General features: G+C 40.2%; 23 protein-coding genes (1 of these 23 running past the window's edge). 16 read left to right on the forward strand and 7 right to left on the reverse strand.

Translation table 11 applies throughout. The annotated features are described in order from the left end of the window. The 15 genes from JEU79_RS25835 to JEU79_RS00190 all read left to right on the forward strand — a co-directional run. On the forward strand, positions 1-209 hold the 3' portion of the coding sequence (locus JEU79_RS25835) for an ApeI family dehydratase (RefSeq protein ID WP_246539857.1). Its footprint begins 103 nt before the window's first position; the window shows 209 of its 312 coding nt (coding positions 104-312); its start codon lies off the left edge, out of view; its stop codon occupies positions 207-209. Continuing rightward, a complete protein-coding gene (locus JEU79_RS00125; RefSeq protein WP_198262444.1) occupies positions 199-1,116 on the forward strand; it encodes a lysophospholipid acyltransferase family protein in 918 nt (305 codons plus the stop codon). Before JEU79_RS25835 ends, JEU79_RS00125 begins: the two co-directional genes overlap by 11 nt. Before the next feature lie 58 nt (positions 1,117-1,174). Beyond that, complete coding sequence (locus JEU79_RS00130; protein ID WP_214660461.1) at positions 1,175-1,762, forward strand: hypothetical protein; 588 nt, start codon at positions 1,175-1,177, stop codon at positions 1,760-1,762. 133 nt (positions 1,763-1,895) lie between these two features. After that, a complete protein-coding gene (locus tag JEU79_RS00135) occupies positions 1,896-4,124 on the forward strand; it encodes an MMPL family transporter (RefSeq protein WP_198262446.1) in 2,229 nt (742 codons plus the stop codon). Positions 4,125-4,136: 12 nt separating this feature from the next. Next, entirely contained in the window at positions 4,137-5,336 is a 1,200-nt protein-coding gene (locus tag JEU79_RS00140) for a beta-ketoacyl-[acyl-carrier-protein] synthase family protein (protein WP_198265781.1), read from the forward strand. Then, on the forward strand, positions 5,303-6,133 hold the full coding sequence (locus JEU79_RS00145) for a beta-ketoacyl synthase chain length factor (protein WP_198262447.1): 831 nt from the start codon (positions 5,303-5,305) through the stop codon (positions 6,131-6,133). Before JEU79_RS00140 ends, JEU79_RS00145 begins: the two co-directional genes overlap by 34 nt. Positions 6,134-6,146: 13 nt before the next feature. Next, positions 6,147-6,620, forward strand: a complete 474-nt coding sequence (locus tag JEU79_RS00150) for an ApeP family dehydratase (RefSeq protein WP_198262448.1) — start codon at positions 6,147-6,149, stop codon at positions 6,618-6,620. 20 nt (positions 6,621-6,640) lie between these two features. After that, entirely contained in the window at positions 6,641-7,360 is a 720-nt protein-coding gene (gene fabG / locus JEU79_RS00155; RefSeq protein WP_198262449.1) for a 3-oxoacyl-ACP reductase FabG, read from the forward strand. After that, positions 7,357-8,145, forward strand: a complete 789-nt coding sequence (locus tag JEU79_RS00160; RefSeq protein ID WP_198262450.1) for a glycosyltransferase family 2 protein — start codon at positions 7,357-7,359, stop codon at positions 8,143-8,145. Before fabG ends, JEU79_RS00160 begins: the two co-directional genes overlap by 4 nt. A gap of 180 nt (positions 8,146-8,325) precedes the next feature. After that, positions 8,326-8,697: a cyclic nucleotide-binding domain-containing protein gene (locus JEU79_RS00165; RefSeq protein WP_198262451.1), complete on the forward strand. Its 372-nt coding sequence runs from the start codon at positions 8,326-8,328 to the stop codon at positions 8,695-8,697. A 304-nt stretch (positions 8,698-9,001) separates the two neighbouring features. After that, positions 9,002-10,354, forward strand: a complete 1,353-nt coding sequence (locus tag JEU79_RS00170) for a substrate-binding protein (protein WP_198262452.1) — start codon at positions 9,002-9,004, stop codon at positions 10,352-10,354. A 178-nt stretch (positions 10,355-10,532) separates the two neighbouring features. Continuing rightward, entirely contained in the window at positions 10,533-11,549 is a 1,017-nt protein-coding gene (locus JEU79_RS00175) for a branched-chain amino acid ABC transporter permease (RefSeq protein ID WP_198262453.1), read from the forward strand. A gap of 1 nt (position 11,550) precedes the next feature. Further along, positions 11,551-12,684 (forward strand): branched-chain amino acid ABC transporter permease, encoded by a 1,134-nt coding sequence (locus tag JEU79_RS00180; protein WP_198262454.1) that lies wholly within the window; start codon positions 11,551-11,553, stop codon positions 12,682-12,684. Positions 12,685-12,702: 18 nt separating this feature from the next. Next, positions 12,703-13,464, forward strand: a complete 762-nt coding sequence (locus JEU79_RS00185) for an ABC transporter ATP-binding protein (RefSeq protein WP_198262455.1) — start codon at positions 12,703-12,705, stop codon at positions 13,462-13,464. Next, positions 13,461-14,264 (forward strand): ABC transporter ATP-binding protein, encoded by an 804-nt coding sequence (locus JEU79_RS00190; RefSeq protein ID WP_198262456.1) that lies wholly within the window; start codon positions 13,461-13,463, stop codon positions 14,262-14,264. Before JEU79_RS00185 ends, JEU79_RS00190 begins: the two co-directional genes overlap by 4 nt. A 38-nt stretch (positions 14,265-14,302) precedes the next feature. On the opposite strand, the gene JEU79_RS00195 is transcribed toward JEU79_RS00190, so the two are convergent. From JEU79_RS00195 to JEU79_RS00210, 4 genes are all read right to left on the reverse strand, one after another. After that, the gene (locus JEU79_RS00195; RefSeq protein ID WP_198262457.1) at positions 14,303-15,829 is read right to left on the reverse strand and encodes an AMP-binding protein; all 1,527 of its coding nucleotides are present in this window, start codon (positions 15,827-15,829) and stop codon (positions 14,303-14,305) included. Next, entirely contained in the window at positions 15,829-16,149 is a 321-nt protein-coding gene (locus JEU79_RS00200; RefSeq protein ID WP_198262458.1) for a hypothetical protein, read from the reverse strand. Before JEU79_RS00200 ends, JEU79_RS00195 begins: the two co-directional genes overlap by 1 nt. Positions 16,150-16,210: 61 nt before the next feature. Next, on the reverse strand, positions 16,211-16,486 hold the full coding sequence (locus tag JEU79_RS00205; protein WP_198262459.1) for a phosphopantetheine-binding protein: 276 nt from the start codon (positions 16,484-16,486) through the stop codon (positions 16,211-16,213). Between the two features lie 104 nt (positions 16,487-16,590). Beyond that, the gene (locus JEU79_RS00210; protein WP_214660463.1) at positions 16,591-17,901 is read right to left on the reverse strand and encodes a DUF5610 domain-containing protein; all 1,311 of its coding nucleotides are present in this window, start codon (positions 17,899-17,901) and stop codon (positions 16,591-16,593) included. 196 nt (positions 17,902-18,097) lie between these two features. Here JEU79_RS00210 and JEU79_RS00215 point away from each other — a divergent pair, with 196 nt between their 5' ends. After that, on the forward strand, positions 18,098-19,105 hold the full coding sequence (locus tag JEU79_RS00215; protein ID WP_198262461.1) for a CDP-6-deoxy-delta-3,4-glucoseen reductase: 1,008 nt from the start codon (positions 18,098-18,100) through the stop codon (positions 19,103-19,105). 67 nt (positions 19,106-19,172) lie between these two features. Here the strand turns inward: JEU79_RS00215 and JEU79_RS00220 are convergent, their stop codons facing one another. The 3 genes from JEU79_RS00220 to JEU79_RS00230 form a co-directional block, all read right to left on the reverse strand. Further along, complete coding sequence (locus tag JEU79_RS00220; protein WP_198262462.1) at positions 19,173-20,426, reverse strand: heme biosynthesis protein HemY; 1,254 nt, start codon at positions 20,424-20,426, stop codon at positions 19,173-19,175. Next, positions 20,423-21,622: a uroporphyrinogen-III C-methyltransferase gene (locus JEU79_RS00225; RefSeq protein WP_198262463.1), complete on the reverse strand. Its 1,200-nt coding sequence runs from the start codon at positions 21,620-21,622 to the stop codon at positions 20,423-20,425. Before JEU79_RS00225 ends, JEU79_RS00220 begins: the two co-directional genes overlap by 4 nt. 66 nt (positions 21,623-21,688) lie before the next feature. Continuing rightward, positions 21,689-22,540, reverse strand: coding sequence for a uroporphyrinogen-III synthase (locus tag JEU79_RS00230; RefSeq protein WP_198262464.1), 852 nt, complete (start codon positions 22,538-22,540; stop codon positions 21,689-21,691). Between the last annotated feature and the right edge of the window lie 68 nt (positions 22,541-22,608).

Here is a 22,608-nt window from a genome sequence, read left to right on the forward strand (position 1 = left end):
TCATACTGGATCAGATGATTCGACTTTGGCAAAAGCACACGGGTAAAAAGGTGTTGACGATTAATCATGCTAAATTTGTACAAATTTTACGTGCAGACATAGCTTGTAGCATTCATTATTTGGAAAAAGAAACAAAAAAAGTCACTTTTTTAATTCAGGATAGGGCACAGAACATCATCAGTAAAGGCCAGTTTTATTATGACTCATAAGCAATCTGATGCTCAATGGAAAACCAGCCGGGATCGTGGCAGTCCCTGGTTAATTAATTTAATTATCTGGATTATTTTAAACTTGGGCAGAACGACTGGGCGCTTATTGTTATTTCCCATTGTGCTTTATTTTGTCCTTAGTTCAAAAACACGTCGTTATTCGATGCGTTATTTACAACGCAACTTCAAAACTGCAGGTAAAAAAAGCCCTGGTTTTACCGCTCTTTTTAGTCACTTTTATAGTTTTGCCAATATGTTGTTAGATAGAGTTTTTTTTCTTACTGGGCAAACTCAGCAGTTTTCCATACAATTGCACAATGAACATTTACTCACTGAGCTAATTTCTCAGGGTAAAGGTGTGGTGCTCCTAGGTTCTCATTTGGGTAATTTTGACGCTTTGAGAGCTTTGGCTAATGAAAAAAAGGATATTAAAATTCGTGCTCTGATGCATGATAATTCGCAACAAAATATAAATCGAGCCTTTGAGCGTTTAAATCCACAATTAAAAAATGATGTCATTCATATTGATACACCAGAATCCATGCTGCAGGTACAAGAAGATATTAATAATGGTTATATTATTGGCATTCTGGCCGATAGAATTGAACAGGATGTTCGGAGTGTCTCTTGTCAGTTTTTAGGAGATGAGGCAAGCTTTCCAAGCGGGCCGTTGATTGTCGCTCATTTACTCAAAGCACCGATTGTTATATGTTTTGCGTTACATCGTGGAGGCAAACAATACGATATTTATTTTCATCAATTGAGTGAACAGCTTGTTTTACCACGCGACAATCGTGATCAGGAATTACAAGAGTTAATGCAAGAATATGTCAATATACTTGAGCTATATGCCCTTAAGTATCCGTATAATTGGTACAATTTCTATAACTTCTGGCATGATAATTAACCTTATGAGCCATCGTAAACTAATATCTCTCAAAATAAAGCTAAATAGTCTACTGCTATTGTTAATACTTTTTTCTATCCCCAGCCAGGCACAGGATCATAGCCAATTACAACAATTGCTATCACCCTTTAGCGGTATCCCTCATATTAAATTAGCTTATCAGGAAAAACGTTTTTCTATATTTTTTAAACAGCCTCGCTTATATCAGGGTACGATTGAGTACATTAGCCCTGATACGCTGATTAAGTCAGTAGAGACACCCGATAGAAAAAAATTTGTACTACAACAAAATACCTTAAGCATTTATGAACACAATATAGAACCAGACGACACTTCTGACCCTATTAACAAGGTATCCTTGGATGACTATCCACAATTGAAGCAACTTAAGACGCTTTTTATTGCTTTATTTCAGGGCGATACTGATCAATTAGTTAAATTTTATCAGTATAAAATTCATCACTTAGCAAACAACACAACACGCTTGGTTTTAAAATCATTACTCAACAATCCGCTTATTGACGATATTCCTTCATCATTGAGCAAGCAACAAATTGATATTGTTTTTCAGCATCAACGCATTATAAAGATCTTGATGAAAGGCTTGGGCGGTGAACGTTCTGAAGTTATTTTTAACTATGAATAGGCAGGCAATTTATAGTATTTTTATATTCGCATCTCTCAGTCTATTGATGCTGTTATTTTTGTCCCAAGCACTGCACATTCGCTCTGACATTAGTTTTTTTCTTCCCCATGATAAAAGTATACTTGATCGTATTATGAAGCATCAACTCACTCAGGGTGAGGCAGGGAAAATCATCATTATTGCCCTATCGAGCCATAAGCCTACAAAAAGCAATTCTACTTTAAAATTAGCTGAAATCAATAAGCAATTAGCCAGTGAACTAAAAAGCAATAAGCATTTTTCTACCGTTCAAAATGGTTTTTTATTAGCTAATGAGCTATTAATTCAACCTTATTATGAATATCGATATTTATTAGACCGACAATCTGATGCCAATTTTAGTACGGAAAGTTTAAAACAAAGTTTTACACAAATACAACAACGTCTACAACAAATCCCCTCGGCACTGGAACAAAAATTATTTGCAGAAGATCCACAAATGATCTGGCTTGGACTGCTTAAACAATGGCATGCTCAAACACTTAAAAAACAACAGGGTGTCTGGTTCGATCAATCTGGCAAGCAGAGTTTACTCTTTGTTAAAACACAGGCTGAAGCTTTTGAGTTGGACAAACAACTAGTCAATATTGACATGCTCACTATTAGCATAGATAAATATTTAGCCACAGAAAATATTGATTACATCATCACAGGTGCTCCTGTCTTTGCTCTAGCCTCTAAACATGCGATCAGCAGTCAAATTAAATACATTTCCCTACTGGCTTCTTTATTATTATTCATTTTTCTTTATTGGTTTTTTCGCTCAAGCAAATTAATTGTCCTCACGTTCTTACCCCTTGGCTTTGCCATCTTAAGCAGTATGACCTGCGTCATACTTCTGGATGGTTTTATTCATGGCATCAGCATTGCCTTTGGCATTACTCTTATTGGTATTGCGGTAGATTACCCCGTACACTTTTATTCACACCTTTTATACGCTGTAGATAAAAACAAACAGCCGCCTAATCCTAATAATGCCATTAAATCCATTTGGCCTTTATTACGACTCGGCTTATTAACAACTTTAGTGGGGTTTTCTGCGCTTGTGCTATCCGATTTTTCCGGGCTACAACAATTAGGTGTTTTTGCTATCAGTGGATTATTTGCTGCAGCAATGTTTACTCGCTTTATTTTACCCTTGGTTCCAATAAAACACCCTACTCCATCAATTAGTAGCTTTAATTATTTACTCAAGTTATTAAAACGTCCACTCCCAGCAATTTTATATCCACTTGCCATTTTTTTACCGCTACTCGCATCAGGCTATATTTATAGTCAAAGTGATCGCTTATGGCAACAGGATTTATCAGCTTTAAGCCCTATACCAGAAGAGCTTAAACGTCAGGATTTTAATTTACGCGAGGCCATGGGTTTGCCGGAGTTACGTCATGCAATTATTTTACAAGCTGATACAATAGAGCAGTTATTACAGCGCTCAGAAGTATTAAAACCCCATTTAAACCAGTTAAAAAAACAGGGTATTATTTCTGGTTATGATATGGCAAATCATTATTTACCCAGCATTAAATTTCAATTAGAACAACAACAAAATTTACCAGATAAAAAAGTATTGCTTACGCATTTGAATGCTGCACTTTCTCAAAGCCCTTTATCTATTGCTGCTTTTTCTAGTTTTTTGCAGGCTGTTGAAAACAGTAAATTATTGACGCCAATAAATTTCCAGAAACTTATGGCTGATGATACCAATAGCAACACACATAATATAATCACCCATAAAGTAAACGCTTTACTATTGCAAAAAGACAATCAATGGACTGGAATTATTCCTCTACAAGGCGTAAATCAAACTATTGAATTAAAAGCCATACAACAACAGCTTAGTTTTCCTTTATTGCTGATGGATTTAAAAAAACAGACAGAAAGCATGTTAAGTGACTATCGTAATGAGGCTTTGCTTTGGTTTGTTTTGGGTGCTTTGTTAATTGTTGTCATATTGTTTATTCACACGCACAATGCTAATACCTTGTTCTTGATGATTTGGCCCTTTAGTGCGGCAGTAGTTTTAACGATTGCCAGCTTATTAGTCATGGATTATCGTTTATCTATTTTTCACCTTGTCACCTTATTATTGGTCATCGGTCTGGCCATTGACTATAGTATTTTTACTGCAAACAATACGGCAGTCTCTCAGGTTTCTGTTATAATTTGCCTGATATCGACTATTATTATGTTTGGTGCATTAAGTTTTTCTGAGTTGCCGATTCTCAAAGCCATTGGTTTAACTGCCTCTTTGGGTGCATTTTATGCCTTTATCATTGCTCATATTTTCAGCCATCAACAACTTAAAATTTATAATCAATAGGGACAAGCTACCATTTCTTTATTACTCTCTCATTTTACTGTCACCACTGCTGCAGGCACTGCTAATCAAGCAAATCTTCATGCTTTAAAAAATGGCATCAGTGGCTTGCAAAAAAATGATTTCCTAGATATTGAACTGGACACTTGGATTGGGCGAGTTGCAGGCGTGGAAGAACAAAAACTTCCTGATAGATTCACTGCTTATCATTGTCGTAATAATCAATTAGCCTATATGGCATTACAGCAGGATGATTTTATAGCTGCCATTGAGCAGGCAAAAAAAAATTATGGTGCTGAACGTCTAGGTGTGTTTTTAGGCACATCAAGCTCAGGTATACTCAGCACTGAACTGGCCTATCAAAGTGAGTGTTTTCTTCAAGATGGTATCTTACCTGCTGATATTCATTTACGAGAACAACATAATGGTTTTTCTGTTGCTGAGTTTATTCGCAAGCTATTGCAACTTAAAGGCCCTGCACAGGTAATTTCAACGGCTTGCTCTTCCAGTGCCAAAGTTTTTGCCAGTGCTGCTCGGTATATTGAGCTGGGTTTATGTGATGCCGCGATTGTCGGTGGCGTTGACAGTCTGTGTCTGACAACACTCTATGGTTTCAACTCTTTGGAGCTCCTCTCAAAGGAGGTTTGTCGGCCTGCTGACAAGCAACGCAATGGATTATCCTTAGGCGAAGCAGCCGCCTTTGTTTTGCTGGAAAAAACGGACAAAGCAAACCAGCCTTCATCGCCCGTTTATCTTAATGGTTATGGCGAAAGCTCCGATGCCTACCACATGTCATCCCCTCATCCTGAAGGACGAGGGGCATTTCAGGCCATGCAAAGTGCATTGCAACGAGCAAACATGAGTGCGCAAAGGGTTGATTATGTCAATTTACATGGTACCGCCACGGTGATGAATGATCAGATGGAAGACAAAGCACTGGCAAAGATTTTTTCAACACCAATAGCCTGTAGTTCAACTAAGGGCTGGACAGGGCATACTTTGGGTGCGGCGGGTGCAGTTGAAGCTATCTATAGCGCTTTATGCATCCAGCATGATTTTGTCCCCCAAAGCTTACATACGCTTGAACCTGACCCTTATTTTTCACAAACTGTTTTAATGCAAACCAAGTCGGCAAACATTAATACAGTTGCAACTAATTCATTTGGTTTTGGTGGTAATAATTGTTGCCTTATTTTGAGCAGCACACCATGTTAGCCGTCTATATAAAAGCCATTGGTATCACTGCACCGGGCATGAATAATTGGCAAGAGGCACAACAGGTTTTTTGTGAGTCTGAACAATACTCACCGCAATTACTGGCAAAAAAACTGCCAACATTATTAGCTGCCAATGAGAGTCGTCGAGCGAGTCGAGTGACTCAGTTGGCAATCTCAGCAGCACAGCAAATTGCCAGCAGTGAAGACTTGCAAAATTATTTACAGATTTTCTCCAGCAGCAATGGTGATTTGAATATTTTTCATCGTATTAGTCTGGCACTCTCAATGCCGGGTCGTCCAGTATCACCCACCTTGTTTCATAATTCTGTTCATAATGCCCCGGCTGGATACTGGTCTATTGCTACTGACTCACAAACTGCGAGTACCAGTATTACAGCTTATACTGATAGTTTAGCGGCAGGCTTGCTAGAAGCCGCCGTACAATTATCGAGTAGTGATAATTACAATCAAGATGATGCTTTATTGGTCTGTTATGATGAAATTCCTCCAGCGTTTTTTTTGCCACAATTTCCTATCACTGATGAATTTTCCTGTGCATTAATATTGAGCACTAAGGCAGATAATGCGCTGGCCAAAATTGAGCTGAGTCTGGGTAATGGCTCAGAAATAATTAACCACTGTTCTCATCCCAAACTTGAGCAATTGCGCTGTGCTAATCCACAGGCTATGATATTACCCTTGTTAGAAATACTGGCTCGTAATTTTCACCAATCACAAACAATTAGCCTGCCTTATTTTGAACAAGGTTTAAATATTATCGTCTCTCCACCTTAGACTTATTCCGCTTATGCATTTAAACCATTCTGACATTCTATTATCTCGTTATGACATTCTATTATCTCGTTATGACATTGCCCAACGACTGCCCCACTCTGGCAAAATGTGTTTATTAGACTGCGTTGTCCAATATGATACCCTCAATTTAACGGCCTTGGCGACGAGTCATCAGAGCAATGACAATCCATTACGTGTGGGCAATAAAATCGCTACGATTAATGGCATCGAATATGCCGCACAAGCAATGGCGATACATGCCTCACTTATCGCTGAGAAGACAAGCAATGATGATACGGTAGCAATGGGCTATTTAGCGACTGTGCGTAATATTTGTATCAAAACGCCTTATTTACCGGAAAATTCCGGCCCTCTTAGCATCCTTGTCACACAGCTCATGAGCGATGGTCATGGTTTTACCTATGAGTTTCAACTAAGCTGTGATCAGACAATAGTTATTTCTGGTAAAATAACTATTTTTTTATAATCTCTCTTATTTGGTTGCCCATGAAGTATGCTTTAGTAACCGGTGGCAGTGGTGAAATCGGTCAGGCTATTTGCCAACGACTAGCCGCTGATGGCCATCATGTGATAGTCCATGCCAATAAAAATTTTCAAGCGGCGCAAGTATTAGTCGCTCAGATCATTAGTCAGGGCGGTTCAGCCCAAGCGATACAATTTGATATCACTGACTTTGCCCAAACTACAGCTAAAATCGAAGCTTTGAATCAACTACAGCCCATTCAAATTATCGTTCATAATGCCGGTATTCATCAAGATGCACCCTTAGCAGGCATGAGTAAGCATCAATGGGATAATGTTATTGATGTTTCTCTGCACGGTTTTTTTAATGTTACCCAACCAGCGATGTTACCAATGATGAAAACGCGTTGGGGGCGTGTTATTGCCATTAGTTCTATCGCAGGTATCACTGGGAATCGAGGTCAGGCCAATTATGCCGCCGCAAAAGCAGGCTTAAGCGGCGCTTGTAAATCACTCTCCATCGAGTTGGCATCACGTGGCATTACGGCCAATGTCGTTGCACCGGGGATCATCAATACCAGCATGAGTGAAGCTAATTTTCCCATTGATAAAATACGTCAATTAGTACCCATGCAACGTGCCGGTGAAGCCAGTGAAGTCGCTTCTCTGGTCAGTTTTCTTGCTTCCGATGAAGCGGCTTATATCTCCGGTCAGGTAATATCAATTAATGGTGGTATGGCATGAGTGCCATTCATGCTGAAGCACTGCAATATATGCTTGTTATCCCGGCCTATAATGAAGCAGCCACTATTCATGAATTATTAGAGCAAGTCCTAGCGCAAAAGCCAAAGCAATTATTACTTATCAATGATGCCTCTAATGATGACACTGGAAAGATTGTGGATAATTTTATAAACAGTCACAGCACACAGCCTGTAAAGGTCATTCATAATACCGAAAATTTAGGCAAAGCAGCGAGTCTTTGGCTTGCCTTTGAGCAAGCCATTGCTCAGGGTATGGATGTCGTGATCACGATGGATGGCGATGGCCAACATCCTGCAGAAGATATTCCCGCATTATTGAAGAGTCACTTAGAACAGCCTGAGCATATTATTATTGGCGCGCGAGAAAGAAATCTAAAAAATCAGCCTATAGGACGTTTTTTAGCGAATCGCTTTGCCAATTTCTGGATTTCCTGGGCTGCCGGTTATAGCGTCAGTGACAGTCAGTCTGGTTTTCGCCTCTATCCAGTTTCTTTACTGAAAAAAATACCGTGTTTAAAAAACAGCCCCGGCTTTGTGTTTGAAAGTGAAGTGATTATTGAAGCAGCCTGGCAGGGGTACTATACCAGTATTGTTAACATTCCGAGTATTTACCATAAAAATCGCCGCCCTAGTCATTTTCAAGCTTGGCAAGATATTAAAAAAATCACCAAAATGGTGGCTGCCCGTCTAGTGATTACCCGTTTTAATCTTAAAGATCTCTGGGCTGTCCTGAGCAAGAAACCCGCACCGATAAATAACGAGTAATTTAGCTTGGAAGATTTTTGTTACATTAAGTAACACTTTACACCACTCAACAACAACAACAAAATCATTTCCTGACAAAGAAAACAACATTAAATAATTGTTTTTATTTGATTTTTTCTTTTTGGTCTTAATATTGCTCTGCTTATGGCAATACTCTAATTACATAAGCAATCATACGAAATGACTGATACGACTAAGGCATTGAAGCCTGCTTTAACTTTTTTACAACGCCACATTCCCTTTAAGCAAATGTCAGCAACGCATCAGGAATACCTTGCTATGCATCTGGAACAGGTATTTTTTGCCGAAAAAGAGTCTATTATTCAACCCATCGACGGCGTGGTTGAGTATTTGTATATAGTAAAAAATGGCTGTGTCAGTAGTAAGCTTGAAGCTGGTAGCTGTTTTCCCATTGTGGCATTATTGGAGAAAAGATCAGTCAATACGCCCTACCTAGCCATAAAAAGTACCATTTGCTATCGACTAAGACAATCTCACTTTGAATATTTAATGCAATACAGCCAGATTTTTCATGAATTTATCACTCAATAGGTCTTTATATATCCCAACACTGGAAAATAGTGTTACTTTTTTACCCAGTGAGTGTTACCCAAGGTAACACTTTTCAATGATTTCATTAAAGATAAAGGCTAACAGACTGTTTTAAATGACAAAGTTAAAATGGCATGGATATCGCACAAGATTTTAGCTTAGGTGTTAAGAGCTAGAACTTAGATATAAAGCAATCACACAAACAGTTTATACAAGCACTGGATAAACCATCATCCATAATAATAACCAAGAAAAGTTCGCTCAATCATAAGAGCAATCTTAATAATGACAAGGGAAGTAAATAATGACTGATAAGAAAAATTCATCAGGCTGGTCACGTCGTGACATTATCAAAGCAGCAGGCGCTTTTTCAGCAGCAGGGGCGATGCCATTGTTTTTCAGCCGTGGCGCGTGGGCAGAGAACAATTTTTTAAACAATCCTGGTAAAGCAGCCACTGTAAAAATAGGCTTCAACGTACCACAGACTGGAGCCTATGCAGATGAAGGTGCCGATGAATTACGTGCCTTCAAACTGGCCGTTAAACACCTTAATGGTGAAGGTGATGGCGGTTTAATGAATACCATGAAGCCATTAAGCCTAAAAGGTAATGGTATTTTAGGTAAGAAAGTTGACTATGTAACCGGTGACACACAGACAAAATCTGACGCAGCACGTGCTTCCGCTAAGCGTATGATCGAAAGAGACGGTGTTATCATGTTCTCTGGTGGTTCATCTTCAGGTGTGGCGATTGCAGTGCAATCTCTAGCACAGGAAATGGGTGTTATTTTCATGGCGGGTCTGACTCACTCCAATGATACAACAGGTAAAGATAAGCGTCGTTATGGTTTCCGTCATTTCTTCAATGCTAAAATGTCTGGCGCAGCTCTGGGTCCCGTACTGAAAAAAGAAATGGGCACTGATCGTGCTGCTTATCACTTAACTGCTGATTACACCTGGGGTTGGACACAGGAAGAATCCATCAAGGAAACCACTGAAGGTCTGGGTTGGAAAACAGTTAAGACCGTTAGAACACCTGTTGGCGCAGGTGATTTCTCACAATACATTACGCCTATTTTGAACTCCGGTGCTGATACACTTATTCTTAACCACTATGGTAAGGATATGATCAACTCTTTAACTCAGGCGATTCAGTTTGGTTTGAAAGACAAGCAAGTCAATGGTAAAGATTTTGAAATCATCGTGCCTTTATACTCACGTCTGATGGCGCAGGGTGCTGGTAAAAACCTAAAAGGTATTTTAGGTACAACTAACTGGAACTGGGCACTCAAAGATAAGGGTTCACAAGCCTTTGTTAAATCATTCGGTAGTGAATATGGATTCCCACCTTCACAAGCAGCACATACTTGTTATGTACAAACACTTTTATATGCCAATGCCTGTGAAATGGCTGGTACCTTCTACCCACCTGAAGTGATCAAACAATTAGAAGGTTTCAAGTTTGATGGCATGGGTAATGGTGCAACTGAGTACCGCGCTGAAGATCACCAGTGCTTCAAAGATGTCTTGGTGGTTCGTGGTAATGAAAACCCAACTAGCCAATTTGATTTATTGGAAATTGTTCAAGAAGTGCCTCGTTCACAGGTTGAATACGATGCCAAGATCTTTGGTGGTGAATTAGGTCCTTATAAGGTCTAACACCTTACTCTGTTCTAAAAAGCAGTACTCATTTTTATTCGGTACTGCTTTTTTATATGAGTCGCTTTAAACCTAAATAAAATAGTGAATATTTGTTCATAATTGTTTTTTTGTATAACAAAAAGCCATTATGAACCAATGTTTTTTAATAACCTTTAATCATAGCGAAGTAATCAAAATGGATGCAATTTTTCTCCAGATTCTCAATGGGCTAGACAAAGGCGGTGCTTATGCATTGATTGCTCTTGGCCTGACCCTCGTTTTTGGTACCCTGGGGGTGGTCAACTTTGCCCATGGTGCTTTATTTATGTTGGGTGCCTTTTGTTCGGTCAGCTTTTATAAGTTGCTTACGATTTCCAAACAAGTCAAAGATGAAAGCATTACCTTTTTTGATGCGTTTAAAGAACAGCCTTATCTAGAAATCTGGTTTGGCGATTTTGGCACTGCTATTATTGATTATGCCGTCCCCTTATCCATATTATTTGCCATCCCCATGATGTTGCTTATTGGTTTAATTATGGAACGTGGTCTTATCAGACATTTTTATAAGCGTACACATGCTGAACAAATTCTAGTCACTTTTGGTCTTGCCATTGTAATACAAGAACTTATTAAATCATTCTTTGGCGCTAATCCTATTCCTATGCCACCACCCGATATTGTCTCTGGTAGCGCACCCATTGGTGTGTTATTAGGTCTGAGTGAATCGGTTGTTTATCCTTGGTGGCGATTAATTTACCTCGCCTTTGCAGGGCTTATCATTGGTGGTGTTTTTGCATTCCTCAACCTGACCACCTTTGGCATGGTTGTTCGTGCCGGTATGATGGACCGAGAAACCGTAGGTCTGTTAGGCATTGATGTGGAACGCCGTTTCACTGTAGTCTTTGGTTTGGCCGCTGTCGTCACTGGTTTGGCTGGCGTGATGTATGCACCCATTTTACCGCCGGATTATCACATGGGTATGGACTTTTTAGTCCTATCCTTTGTGGTCGTGGTTGTGGGGGGAATGGGCTCTCTTGGTGGAGCAGTTGCTGCAGGCTTTTTGCTCGGCATCTTACAATCCTTTGCTTCCATGAATGAAGTGAAAGCCATTATTCCCGGTATTGACCAAATTATTATTTATCTTGTTGCCGTTGTTATCCTATTAGTCAGACCGCGTGGTTTACTAGGACGCGAAGGGGTAATGGAGGACTAACATGAAAGCACCTACTATAAAAAACGATATGATTGTTATGCTGATTTTTTCAGCCGTAATTCTAAGCATGCCCTATTGGCTAGCACCTTTAGGGGCAGGCTATCCTGATCTCTTACAAAAACTTGCCATCTTCGGCATTTTTGCCGTGGGCTACAATATTTTATTTGGTTTAACCGGTTATTTATCTTTTGGTCATGCGGCATTTTTGGGCATCGGCTCTTATACTGCTGTATGGTCATTTAAATTATTCACCATGAATATTTTACCGGCTATTATTTTCAGTACTTTAATGGCTGGCTTATTTGCCATATTGATCGGCTTTATTACCTTACGCCGCTCCGGGATTTATTTTTCTATTTTAACTTTAGCCTTTGCGCAAATGTTTTATAACCTAGCCTATTCGGTACTAACCCCTATTACCAATGGTGAAACAGGCTTACAACTGTCTCGTAATGATGCAAGAATTATTGATAATTTCTTATTTGAAGCAGGAGAAGGTCTGCCATCAACAGGACTTTTTGGCATTGAAATGAGTGGCTACTCTGGTTTCTATGTCTGTGCCGTATTATTGATTATTGCCTTTTTTATCTCCCAGCGTATCTTTCATTCACCATTTGGCATTAAACTCAAAGCCATCAAGTCAAACCAAAAACGGATGAAATACGTAGGCTATAATACTCGCCCTTATTTACTGACGGCTTTTGTCATTTCCGGCATGTATGCCGGACTTGCCGGGGGGCTAATGGCAGCGACCGATCCTCTCGCCGGTGCAGAGCGTATGCAATGGACGGCATCAGGTGAAGTCGTACTTATGACTATTTTAGGCGGTGTAGGCACTTTAATCGGCCCACTGCTGGGTGTTGGTATTATTAAGTACTTTGAAAATATCTTTTCCTCACTCAATGATCAGGTTCTCTTACAGGCCTATTCATTTATGCCTGACTGGTTAGCTAATATCATGGTAGCCATTACCTCACCCTTTGTTGGTGAAGGCTGGCATCTCACTCTTGGGGCACTTTTTGTACTCATTGTGGTTTTTTTACCTGGTGGAATTATGGAAGGCATTGGTCTAATAAAAAAACGTTTTTCTCGAAAGTCACCTTCTCCAGAAAACATTGAATCGGCTGATAAGTAAGCAAGGGTAATAAAAACTATGAGTAATATCATTTTAGAAATCGATAATGTACAAAAATCCTTTGGCGGACTTAAAGCACTCAAAGATCTTAATTTGCAAATTGAAGAAGGTAAGGTACATGCCATCATTGGCCCTAATGGTGCCGGTAAATCAACCATGCTGAATGTCTGTATTGGTCAGTTAGCACCCGATAGTGGTACGGTCACATTTAATGGCGAAAACATGATAGGTAAGGCACCGCATGAAATTAATCAGGCCGGTATATCACGTGTATTTCAGACGCCAGAAATTTTCCCTGATTTAAGTTTATTACAAAATGTCATGATTCCAGCTTTTGCCAAACGCGAAGGCTCATTCAAAATGAACATTTTTCGTAGCTTGTCTAATGAATCAGAAGTACAGGATGAAGCCTGTCATATTCTCGATGACATCGGACTTTCTTGTCATTTACATACCAATGCGGGCAGCCTGTCACGAGGTGACAAGCGGCGTTTGGAACTGGCAATGTGCCTGGTACAGCATCCTAAATTGCTCTTGCTCGACGAACCTACTGCGGGCATGGCACGACATGACACCAACAAGACTATTGACTTATTAATGAAAATCAAAGAACGCGGTATGACAAAAATCATTATTGAACATGATATGCATGTGGTTTTCAGCGTTGCCGATCACATTTCTGTATTAGCTCAGGGTACTATTATTGCCTCCGGTTCACCCGATGAAATCAAAGGCAACCCCAAGGTTCAGGAAGCTTATTTAGGGGGAGCGCACTTATGAGCGATAGCAACGTAGACAACAACATAGAAAACAATATTAACAACAGCACTGAGCATGTGCCCACAGCACCGACTATTCCTAACACCGGTAATACCCCGGCATTTTTTTCCTGTTGGGATATTCATTCTTATTATGGTGAAAGTTATATTGTGCAAGGTGTCAGCTTTGATGTTCGTGAAGGTGAAATCATTGCCTTACTTGGCCGTAATGGAGCGGGTAAAACCTCTATTTTACGCTCAATTGCCCGCGCCTCAGTCCCGGTAGTAAAACATGGTGAAATCTGGTTGGATCACCAGCCGGTGCATAAGATGAAGTCTTATCAAGCTGCGCAACATGGTATTTCACTGGTACAGGAAGATCGCTGTATTATTGCTGGACTGACGGTAGAAGAGAATATCAAATTAGCACAAATTGAAGAGCCTATTGGCTGGTCAATCGAACGGATCTATGAGCATTTCCCTCGCTTGGGTGAACGCCGTAACCAAATGGGAATTACTTTATCCGGTGGTGAACAACAAATGCTGGCCATTGCCCGTGCTTTGGCAAGAGACATCAAACTACTCTTATTAGACGAGCCTTATGAAGGACTTGCCCCTGTCATCGTTCAGGAAATTGAACGTATTCTCGATAGTATTAAAAAATTAGGTATTACTACCATAATTGTTGAGCAAAATGCAATTGCTGCTTTAAGACTTGCTGATCGTGCCATTATCGTGGACATGGGACACATTGTATTTGATGGTCTGGCTCAGGAAGTACTCGATGATGCAGATCTGCGTCAGCAATATCTTGCGATATAACTGACAGCAACGGTTCTGTGATGAACGATTTAAGTGCTTTATGAATTTTTAAATAATTGTTCTAATTCTGATTGGGGTAGCTTTCCCGTTGCATTTCTGGGGAGGCGCTCGATGATGATTATTTTTTTTGGCAGGAAGACACTTTCAATCAGTGGTTTCAAATAATTTCTAAGATCTTGTACTAATTGTTTTTTATCAATCCCATTCACTGCATTTATAGATACAGATGCTGGTACAACGAAGACTAGCAGTTTTTTCTCTGTTCTAATGTGTTTTGATTCATTGACTAGTTTAGGATTCACTTCGGTCTGAAAAAAACAGCCATCACTTATATGTTCATAAGATTGTAAGTGATAATTCAAATAGGATAAGGATGTTCTTTTTCCCGCAATATTAATTAAGTCTGACTTCCTGCCTCGTAGAATAAAGTGTTGACTGTCTATGAGTTTAATCACATCATTAAAAATAAATTGCTTAATTGAGCGCCTTGTCTTAACTTGTATCTCTTCATCATCTTGCTTATCTTTTTGTTTGCCCTTGAGCGTATTAGATACCTTAATACACTCAAGTACAATATCATCAAATACCTGCCATTCTTCTGAGTTAATTGTTCTTCGACTCGCGATAGAACCGACTTCGGTACAACCAAAGACTTCCATCACTCTAGCCTGATATTGTTCCTCACATAAGGCTGCCATTTCTGCCTCTAAGGGTGCCGTAGCTGAAATAAATTGTTTCACCGCAGGTAATTTTATGGCTGTTTTTAGGCAGGCTTTTAAGTGTAAGGGCGTGGTTATAATGGTTGTTTCACTATACTTGCCTGCTTGCTCTGCTACATGAGATAAATCTTCCAAACATTGAACAATATCCTGTGGAAAAAATGGCTTATTTGAATGTAATAACAAGCCGTTTTGTAAGGCGACGATAATGCTCACTTCTAAGCCATACATATGCTGGACTGGCACTGTCGCCAAAAGACTCTGTAGGCTGTTATTTTTTGTCTCAAGATGACTGAACAAACGTGCGGTTAAGCATTCTGCTGATGACAGCAAATCACCCCATTGCTTAATATAAGCTTGGGGATGTCCTGTGCTACCCGAGGTAAAAATGATAGCCACTATTTGCTGTAATTCAATATCAGTGATGAGCTGACTGAGAGCCGTGTAATTCTCAGCGCAATAATCTATTTCATCAACTATTTCTTGTAGCTCAAATAACTGAATATCTCCCTCCATTGGAGGCATTTCCTGTGCTTCGGACAAGACAATCACATCATCATAGCGCTGATTTAAGTGCGTTATAACAAATGGCGTCACGGTCGAGGGAAACAAACAAATTGTTTGTTTTTTTAAGGCAACTAGAAAACCAATTAAAAAATAATAACGGTCTTCATATAAATTAAGTAAATATTGGTGGGATGGTATTTTGTCTGCAATTATTTTTACCGTTAATAACAGCTCCCTCAGTGTCACTACTTTATTGTTGTGATAGATAACGGGAGAGTCCATGGCAGCATAATTCAAGACCGGCTTTGCAACTTGTTCTACAATGAGATATTCAGACATTAGCGCAATAACTCACGTTGATCTATGGTCATTAATTGTTTGATAAAACGCAGTGGTGAGAACCATTTTTTAAACCATAACATGCGAAAAACCCATTCACCAATAAATAGGCCTATTTTTACAGTCAAGTAGGATTCAAGGCGGTTTTTTAATTCATTGGGGCTAACTCTTTTATGACTCTTTTTTTCTTTAAAAGGCTGCATCAAGATAAAGTAAAAAATAGGTAATAATATAGCGGTAACAAAAGGGACTTTATAAGTCACACTGAGATGAACGATGAGAGGATAAATAAAAAACTGAAATCGGGCAATAATATCCAAACTGAAAACACCTATTTTTCAACACGCATAATACACCCGCTATGAAGCTGACTTATAGGTATTATTTGGTTTTATTTTCGGCAATATGTTGCGCAAGACTTGTTAGCGAACGAAAAATTTCCTGATTTTTACTACTATCTGAGCGTAATTGAAAACCAAACTGCTGGGTAATTGCCATTGCTAACTCAAGTGCATCAATTGAATCCAGAGCCAGTCCCTCGCCAAACAAATAGTCTTGAGGAGCAATGTCACTGACTTCGATCTCTAAATTTAAGGTATCAATAATCAACTGAGCAGTTCGATTTTCCAGTTCAGTATTGATATTGGCTTGATTCATAGTCCACTAACTTTTTATTTCTTAACAAGACTATCATTATAACATTAATTTTTCCCTGTCTGAACCTACAATTGAGAGAAATTAGTATGAACACATTAGCCCGATTATAGTGATGAGATTTCAGCCTCACTGCTCTTTGCTACGGATTCTTCTGGTAAACTATTTCGTGCCTTCAATTGTTCGACTAATGAATCCAGCAGAGTTGTTGAGGCTTGTTCTAATTGCTTCATTTCATCAGAAAACAACATTTTATTCATGCCCGTTATCAAATCAGCAATACTCTTTCCCGGATCAGCAAACATTTCTGTTGCCAATGGCGCTTTAAATAATTGATCCATTTGCTTGATGTATTCATTCATGTCTTTCAGGCTAGCGGCTTCTATCGGCTGAGCGGAATTTTTCGCTATCGGCTGAGTCTGATAATCATTATAGGTGCTAATAGCAACAGAGCGAGTTTCTTGATAGCCCATGTCCAAGGAAAAACGGGTTAATTCTTCGCTATTGAAGTCCAGTTTTATGGCTTGTTTAAAAGCCTCCTGAACATTGCCGGAAAAAAATTGTTCTGACACTTTAGCGACATTATTAAGCAATTCATCAATGGCTTTTTGTTCACCTGAATCCAGCTCACCCTGTACTTGATAACTAATGCCTGTACTGGCTGAGAGACTGCTTGATCGCGTATAAATAGAACCATTCTCAGCCTGACTCATGCTCTGATTTGACTGTGCGCTTTGCTGCTTAAATAAGTCGATTAATATTTTATCGCCATCATTGGTGGTGATTTCAACACGCGTTTGTTCATCTCGTGAGTAACGGCTTTGTAATGATACTTGTTGTACTTTTGGGCTGGCATCGTCGTCAGTATCATTTTCCGTATCGCTATCATTTTCCTGGTCGCGATCACCGCCCTGATTTTGCGTATTATTAATTCCTTGTTCAAGACGATCCAGACCCTGCTGCAATAAATCATAGGTCGTATTAATATCTTCTTTTACCTGACCATTGAGAACGCTTAAACTTTCCAGAATATCTCTGGCCTCAGCAAAACCCTTTTCTATACCCTTACGAGCCTGTGCCATTAACTCATTTTGTTTATCATTATCACCTTCAGACAAAATACGTCCTGAAACAAAGCCGAGTATACGCTCAGATACTTTTTCCGGAGTATAGTCTGCAGCATTCAGGCCTTTGAGCTCAATGCCCTCACCCTGAAAATATTTTTCCAATTTATCAGCAATTTCTCGATTTAGGAGTGCCTGAGTTTTTTCTGGGCTGAGAATACCAATCGACACCTTATCTGCCGCAGGCTTGAACAATACTGTCTTATCAGGCAAATTTTGTTTCAAAAGATTATTCGTCAATAGTTGCTTACTGACATTAATTGCGGATAATTCACTTTGCATGATTAACTCCATCTAAATCACATGTTTTTCGGTCATTTTCAAAAATTGTTTATATTTCCACCAAATTTCAAAGCTATTAGCGACTTATAATGGTTTTTCTTTATTTTTTTGCTGACTTTCTTTTCATTCTACCCAAAATGAGATATATTCTACCATCAAAAATGTATCCCCTTTTTTTGATGCGTCACTAAAGAGTCAGAGGCAAACAATGCGTCATCAAGTACAAATTCAACCCAGTGAACACAAATTTTATGTTGAAAAAAACGAAACCATACTGAACGCAGCCCTGCGTCAAGGCATCAACTTGCGTTATGGATGTCGAAACGGAGCCTGCGGTGCTTGCAAGGGTAAACTGCTGAGTGGCGATATCAGCTATGACAAAGATCCGATGGCACTGAGCGATGACGATAAAGCAGAAAATCTCGTGCTCTTCTGTGCCGCCTTAGTTGATTCATCACTGGTCATTGAAGTTGATGAAGTTGAATTAGATAGTGCCATTGAAATAAAAACCCTGCCCTGTCGCATCCACGATATGCATCTATTAGCAGATGACGTGATGCAGATTTTCATTAAATTACCAGCATCCGAACGCTTACAGTTTTTACCCGGACAATACATTGATATTTTATTAGAAGATGGTCGCCATCGTAGTTTTTCTATTGCCAATGCGCCTCATAATGATGAATTTTTAGAACTGCATGTCCGTCAGGTAGAAAAGGGCCTGTTCACCGGTAAAGTTTTTTCCAGCATGAAAAACAAGGATTTACTCAGGATTGAAGGCCCTCATGGTAGCTTCTTCTTCCATGAAGATTCTAATAGAGATATCTTACTAATGGCTGGTGGCACTGGCTTTGCACCGATTAAGGGTATTGTTGAACATCTAATAGAAGAACAGGTAACACGTCCTGTTCACCTCTATTGGGGGGTGCGAACTGAAGCTGATTTGTATATGGGTGATTTAGCTGAGCAATGGGTGAAAGATTTCCCCAATATTCACTTTGTTCCGGTATTATCTGATGCGGGTGATACTTGGTCGGGGCGCACAGGCTATGTGCATGATGCGGTGTTAAGTGATTTTGATGACTTAGCAATGTTTGACATTTATACTTGCGGACCACCGGCAATGATTAAAGCGGCAGAAACGGCATTTCTCGCCAAGGGTATGCATAAGAAGCAATTCTTTTATGATTCGTTTGATTTTGCGAGTGACCAGTAGCATTCTACTCAAATCACACTTCAGCGTGGGCACAAAAAGCGTGCCCACGCTACTAGCATTTTTAAGACTAGCATTGATTTAAGGCTAACATTGCTGGTAATTCAGAGTCCAGTCCCACTTTTTCCTTATCCTTCTTTTGCGCACTGAGTAGCAAGCCTTCACGATAACAGTTCATCGCTTCAACAGAGTCTGCCAACTGCGTTTCATATAGCTCGCCTAAAACCTGATAGGCTTCAGTACTGGGAGCGACCTTGATACTCTCATTCAGATAATCTCTGGCCTTGCCCCAGAGCTGATTAGCAATGCTCAAACGCCCCAGGGTCAACAATAATTCCGCACTACGGCCATTATCACTAAGCCATGATTCCGCAGTTTCTAACTGCTTGGTGACATCCTGCTCATGAATCATGCCATACAATAAAATCAGCGCTGCATGCCAATGATGCTTAATGCCTTCTTTGATCAACTCCAATGCCTGTTCGTCTTTGCCAATGGCCAATAATATCTGACAATAATAATTGATCATTTCCGGCTCTGCACGGGTGACTTTAGGCAGGCGATTCCAGATAGCAGAAAGCTCATCGTGCTTATTGTTTTGTACTGCCTGAGCCATTAATTGCTTGCTCAGTGATTGCTCATACTGACTCAAAACATTAGCAGAAAAAATACTTTGCTTACGCAACTCTGGCAATAAGTTTTCCAAATCATTCCAACTATTCAATTGCTGATAGACACGGAACAACATTTTTAACACTTGCTTGTGCTTCGGTGCTAGATGACGCAAATGCATCAAAGTGGCCAATGCCTGCTCTGCCTGACCATCTTTAATTTGCAGCTCTGCCTGAGTCAAACCAATGGCAATATCTGCTTGGGGATCACTTTTATGAGCCTGTGACAAATACAAGTCGCGCCGATGGGATGAACCATCTTCCTGAGCAGCACGGGCAGCGGCCAGATAATTTAAAATTGGCATACCACTGCTATTGGCACTTTTTCGTAAATGCTTCTCTGCTTCACGCCAATTGCCTTCAGCCAGTTCGATATAACCCTTATTACAACTCTTGATCGCTTTAACGGTCTTACGATTATGATTCCAGGCACCTAATTTTCCGGGCAATTTAATCGTTTTAAGCAGAAAGTAAGCCAGTAACAACAAGCCCGCAATAAAGAAACTTAGTACGCCTAAGAGTAATACCAGTGTGCCTTCTACACTCCAGTCACCATGGCTGAGTAAGGCATAGCCGGGGTCTTCCTTGGCAATCAATGCCAGATAAACAGCTACAATTAAAAAACTCAGGGAATAGAAAAGCAGTTTTATCATCGGCTTGCCTCTTGCTGCTTTTCTAATTCTTTTTGGTAGCTACGCAAGACTTTTATCGAGCCGGAAATGTCTGGCATCGTGCTGCTGATGGTCATGCCTTGTAAGGCTTTAAGTTCCGCAACGGCCTGTTTTACCTGCGGGGTTTCCAAGTCAAAAAAAGTTTCCAGCCATTGCACTGCTTCTTTGGTACTGTCAATAAACAAGTCTTGTTGACCCATCAATAATGAGCGACGTGCGGTTTCCAACTTAAGTTGCAAGTTTTGCTGTAGGAAAAACTGTTCTTTGGGAGTCATCAAGGCCTTAGGTTTTTCTCCTAGCTGTCTCAGTGCCACCAGACTTCTCAATTCATGGAGAAACTCCCTGCCAGCCTGTTGTAAGTCAGCCGCATCGTGCGAGGCCTGTTTCTCCTTCAGTGCGGCAATTTTTTCTTTTGAATTCACTTGAGTGTATTTTATAGGCAAATTAGCGTTGGCTTTAATAACACTGCTCAGACGCGCTGCCATACCGACCACATCCGGCTGTTGCAGCGCTTTTAGGCTTTGAATTTCATCACGAATTTTTGTTCTAGATTCGATAGTACCCGGATCGCCGGTATCCAAAAGACGTGAATCAGCTGCTTCTAGTGCTGCAATGGCCGTGGCAACATCCTGTTGCAGTTGCAAACTATGATTAGCAATGAGTAATAGATATTCGACTTCAGACAGAACCCAACCAATACGCTCACGGCCTTTTTGTTTGAACAGGACATCAATGGATTGCAACATTTGTTGGTTGCTGACGGCTAAAGTCTTAGATAGTTTGCTGGTAGCCTGTTGTTGATTAGCCACCTGAGTTTGAAACTGTTGCTGCGTCGAAGTAACACGGCCTATTTTGTCTGTCAGGCTGGTGATTTGACCACTGACTTCCCCATCCACTTTAATACTGACCGCTGTCAATTGATCACGGGTATTAGCCAATTGCTGTGCTAAGTCAGCACGATTTTTTTCCATACTCTGAAAGAGTAGGAAACTGGCTCCGCCTGCACTGAGAGAGAAAATCAATGCCAGAAAAATAAATGCAGTCCCCATAGATGAAGCATTCTTTTGTTGACTATGCTCTGCTTGTTCTTCTGCTACCTGAGTCTTAGCCTGTTGAGACTTTGACTTGTTTCCTCTATCCCTATTACCGGCTGTGTTATTCACCTTATTTTTTTCCATTCAGTTTTCCTACCAACGAATTCTTACAGTCAAACACTGCTATTTTTATTTTTAGTTAATTTATTGTTAGCTACTTTTATCATTAAGTTTAGCCCATTCCAGCACACTTTCCAGCATCGCTTCATTTGTCGCATTTGAGGCCATCAGAAGCGTATTTGTAAAGCCCATCTGTCGAGCATTATCCCGCATTTTTTCAGTGACAAGCAATAAGGGAGTCTGCCATAAACATTGCAATGCCTGATTGCTGATTGCTTTGGGTAGCGTCTCCACCATAGCTTGTAAATTTTGCAGACCTTCATTAGAGGTCAGACAAATAAGATCCAATGCCGGGTTTTTGTCATCATTTGAAATAAACAAACGCCTTAAAAGGGGCTGTGCCGCCGTCGCTAACTGCCGTCGATAGACTTCCACATACGCCACCTTAGCACCTCGTTCTCGCAAGGTGTTAGCCAACAACTCCCGACCACCTTCGCCGCGAAGAATCAGTACTGAAGCTCCATTAATTTGCTCTTCGGACAGCGCTGGCAATGCCAGCAGGGCTTCACTATTGTACTGCTCCAGAGGGTAGATATCCGGCCTACGCCCTAACAATTGCAACATTTTATCGGCACTGGCCTGACCAATGGTGACCAGCTTTAGAGTATCAGGTATTTTGCCCTGCCCAAGCAAAGCGGCAAGACCATGTTCCACCGCATTAGGACTAATAAAAATGGCCAGGGAAACCGTATCAAGCGCCTGGAGTAAGGCTATTTCACTTTGTTTCAGTGGCGTCACAACAATATCGATAAGTGGCAAGCAAATAGGCTCTGCGCCCTGTTTTGCCAGCATAGCACAAAAAGCCTCAGCCTGATGTGCCGGGCGAGTCACTAAAATACGGGCGGCAGCTAATAAATTATCTACATTGTGTGCTTCTGTCATCATTCTAGCAACAGCTTCCAGATTACTGATTCCAATTTTTTATCATTGAATAAATTGTAACAAATATG

Source organism: sulfur-oxidizing endosymbiont of Gigantopelta aegis, from assembly GCF_016097415.1.
In the GTDB taxonomy this organism is placed as follows: domain Bacteria; phylum Pseudomonadota; class Gammaproteobacteria; order GRL18; family GRL18; genus GRL18.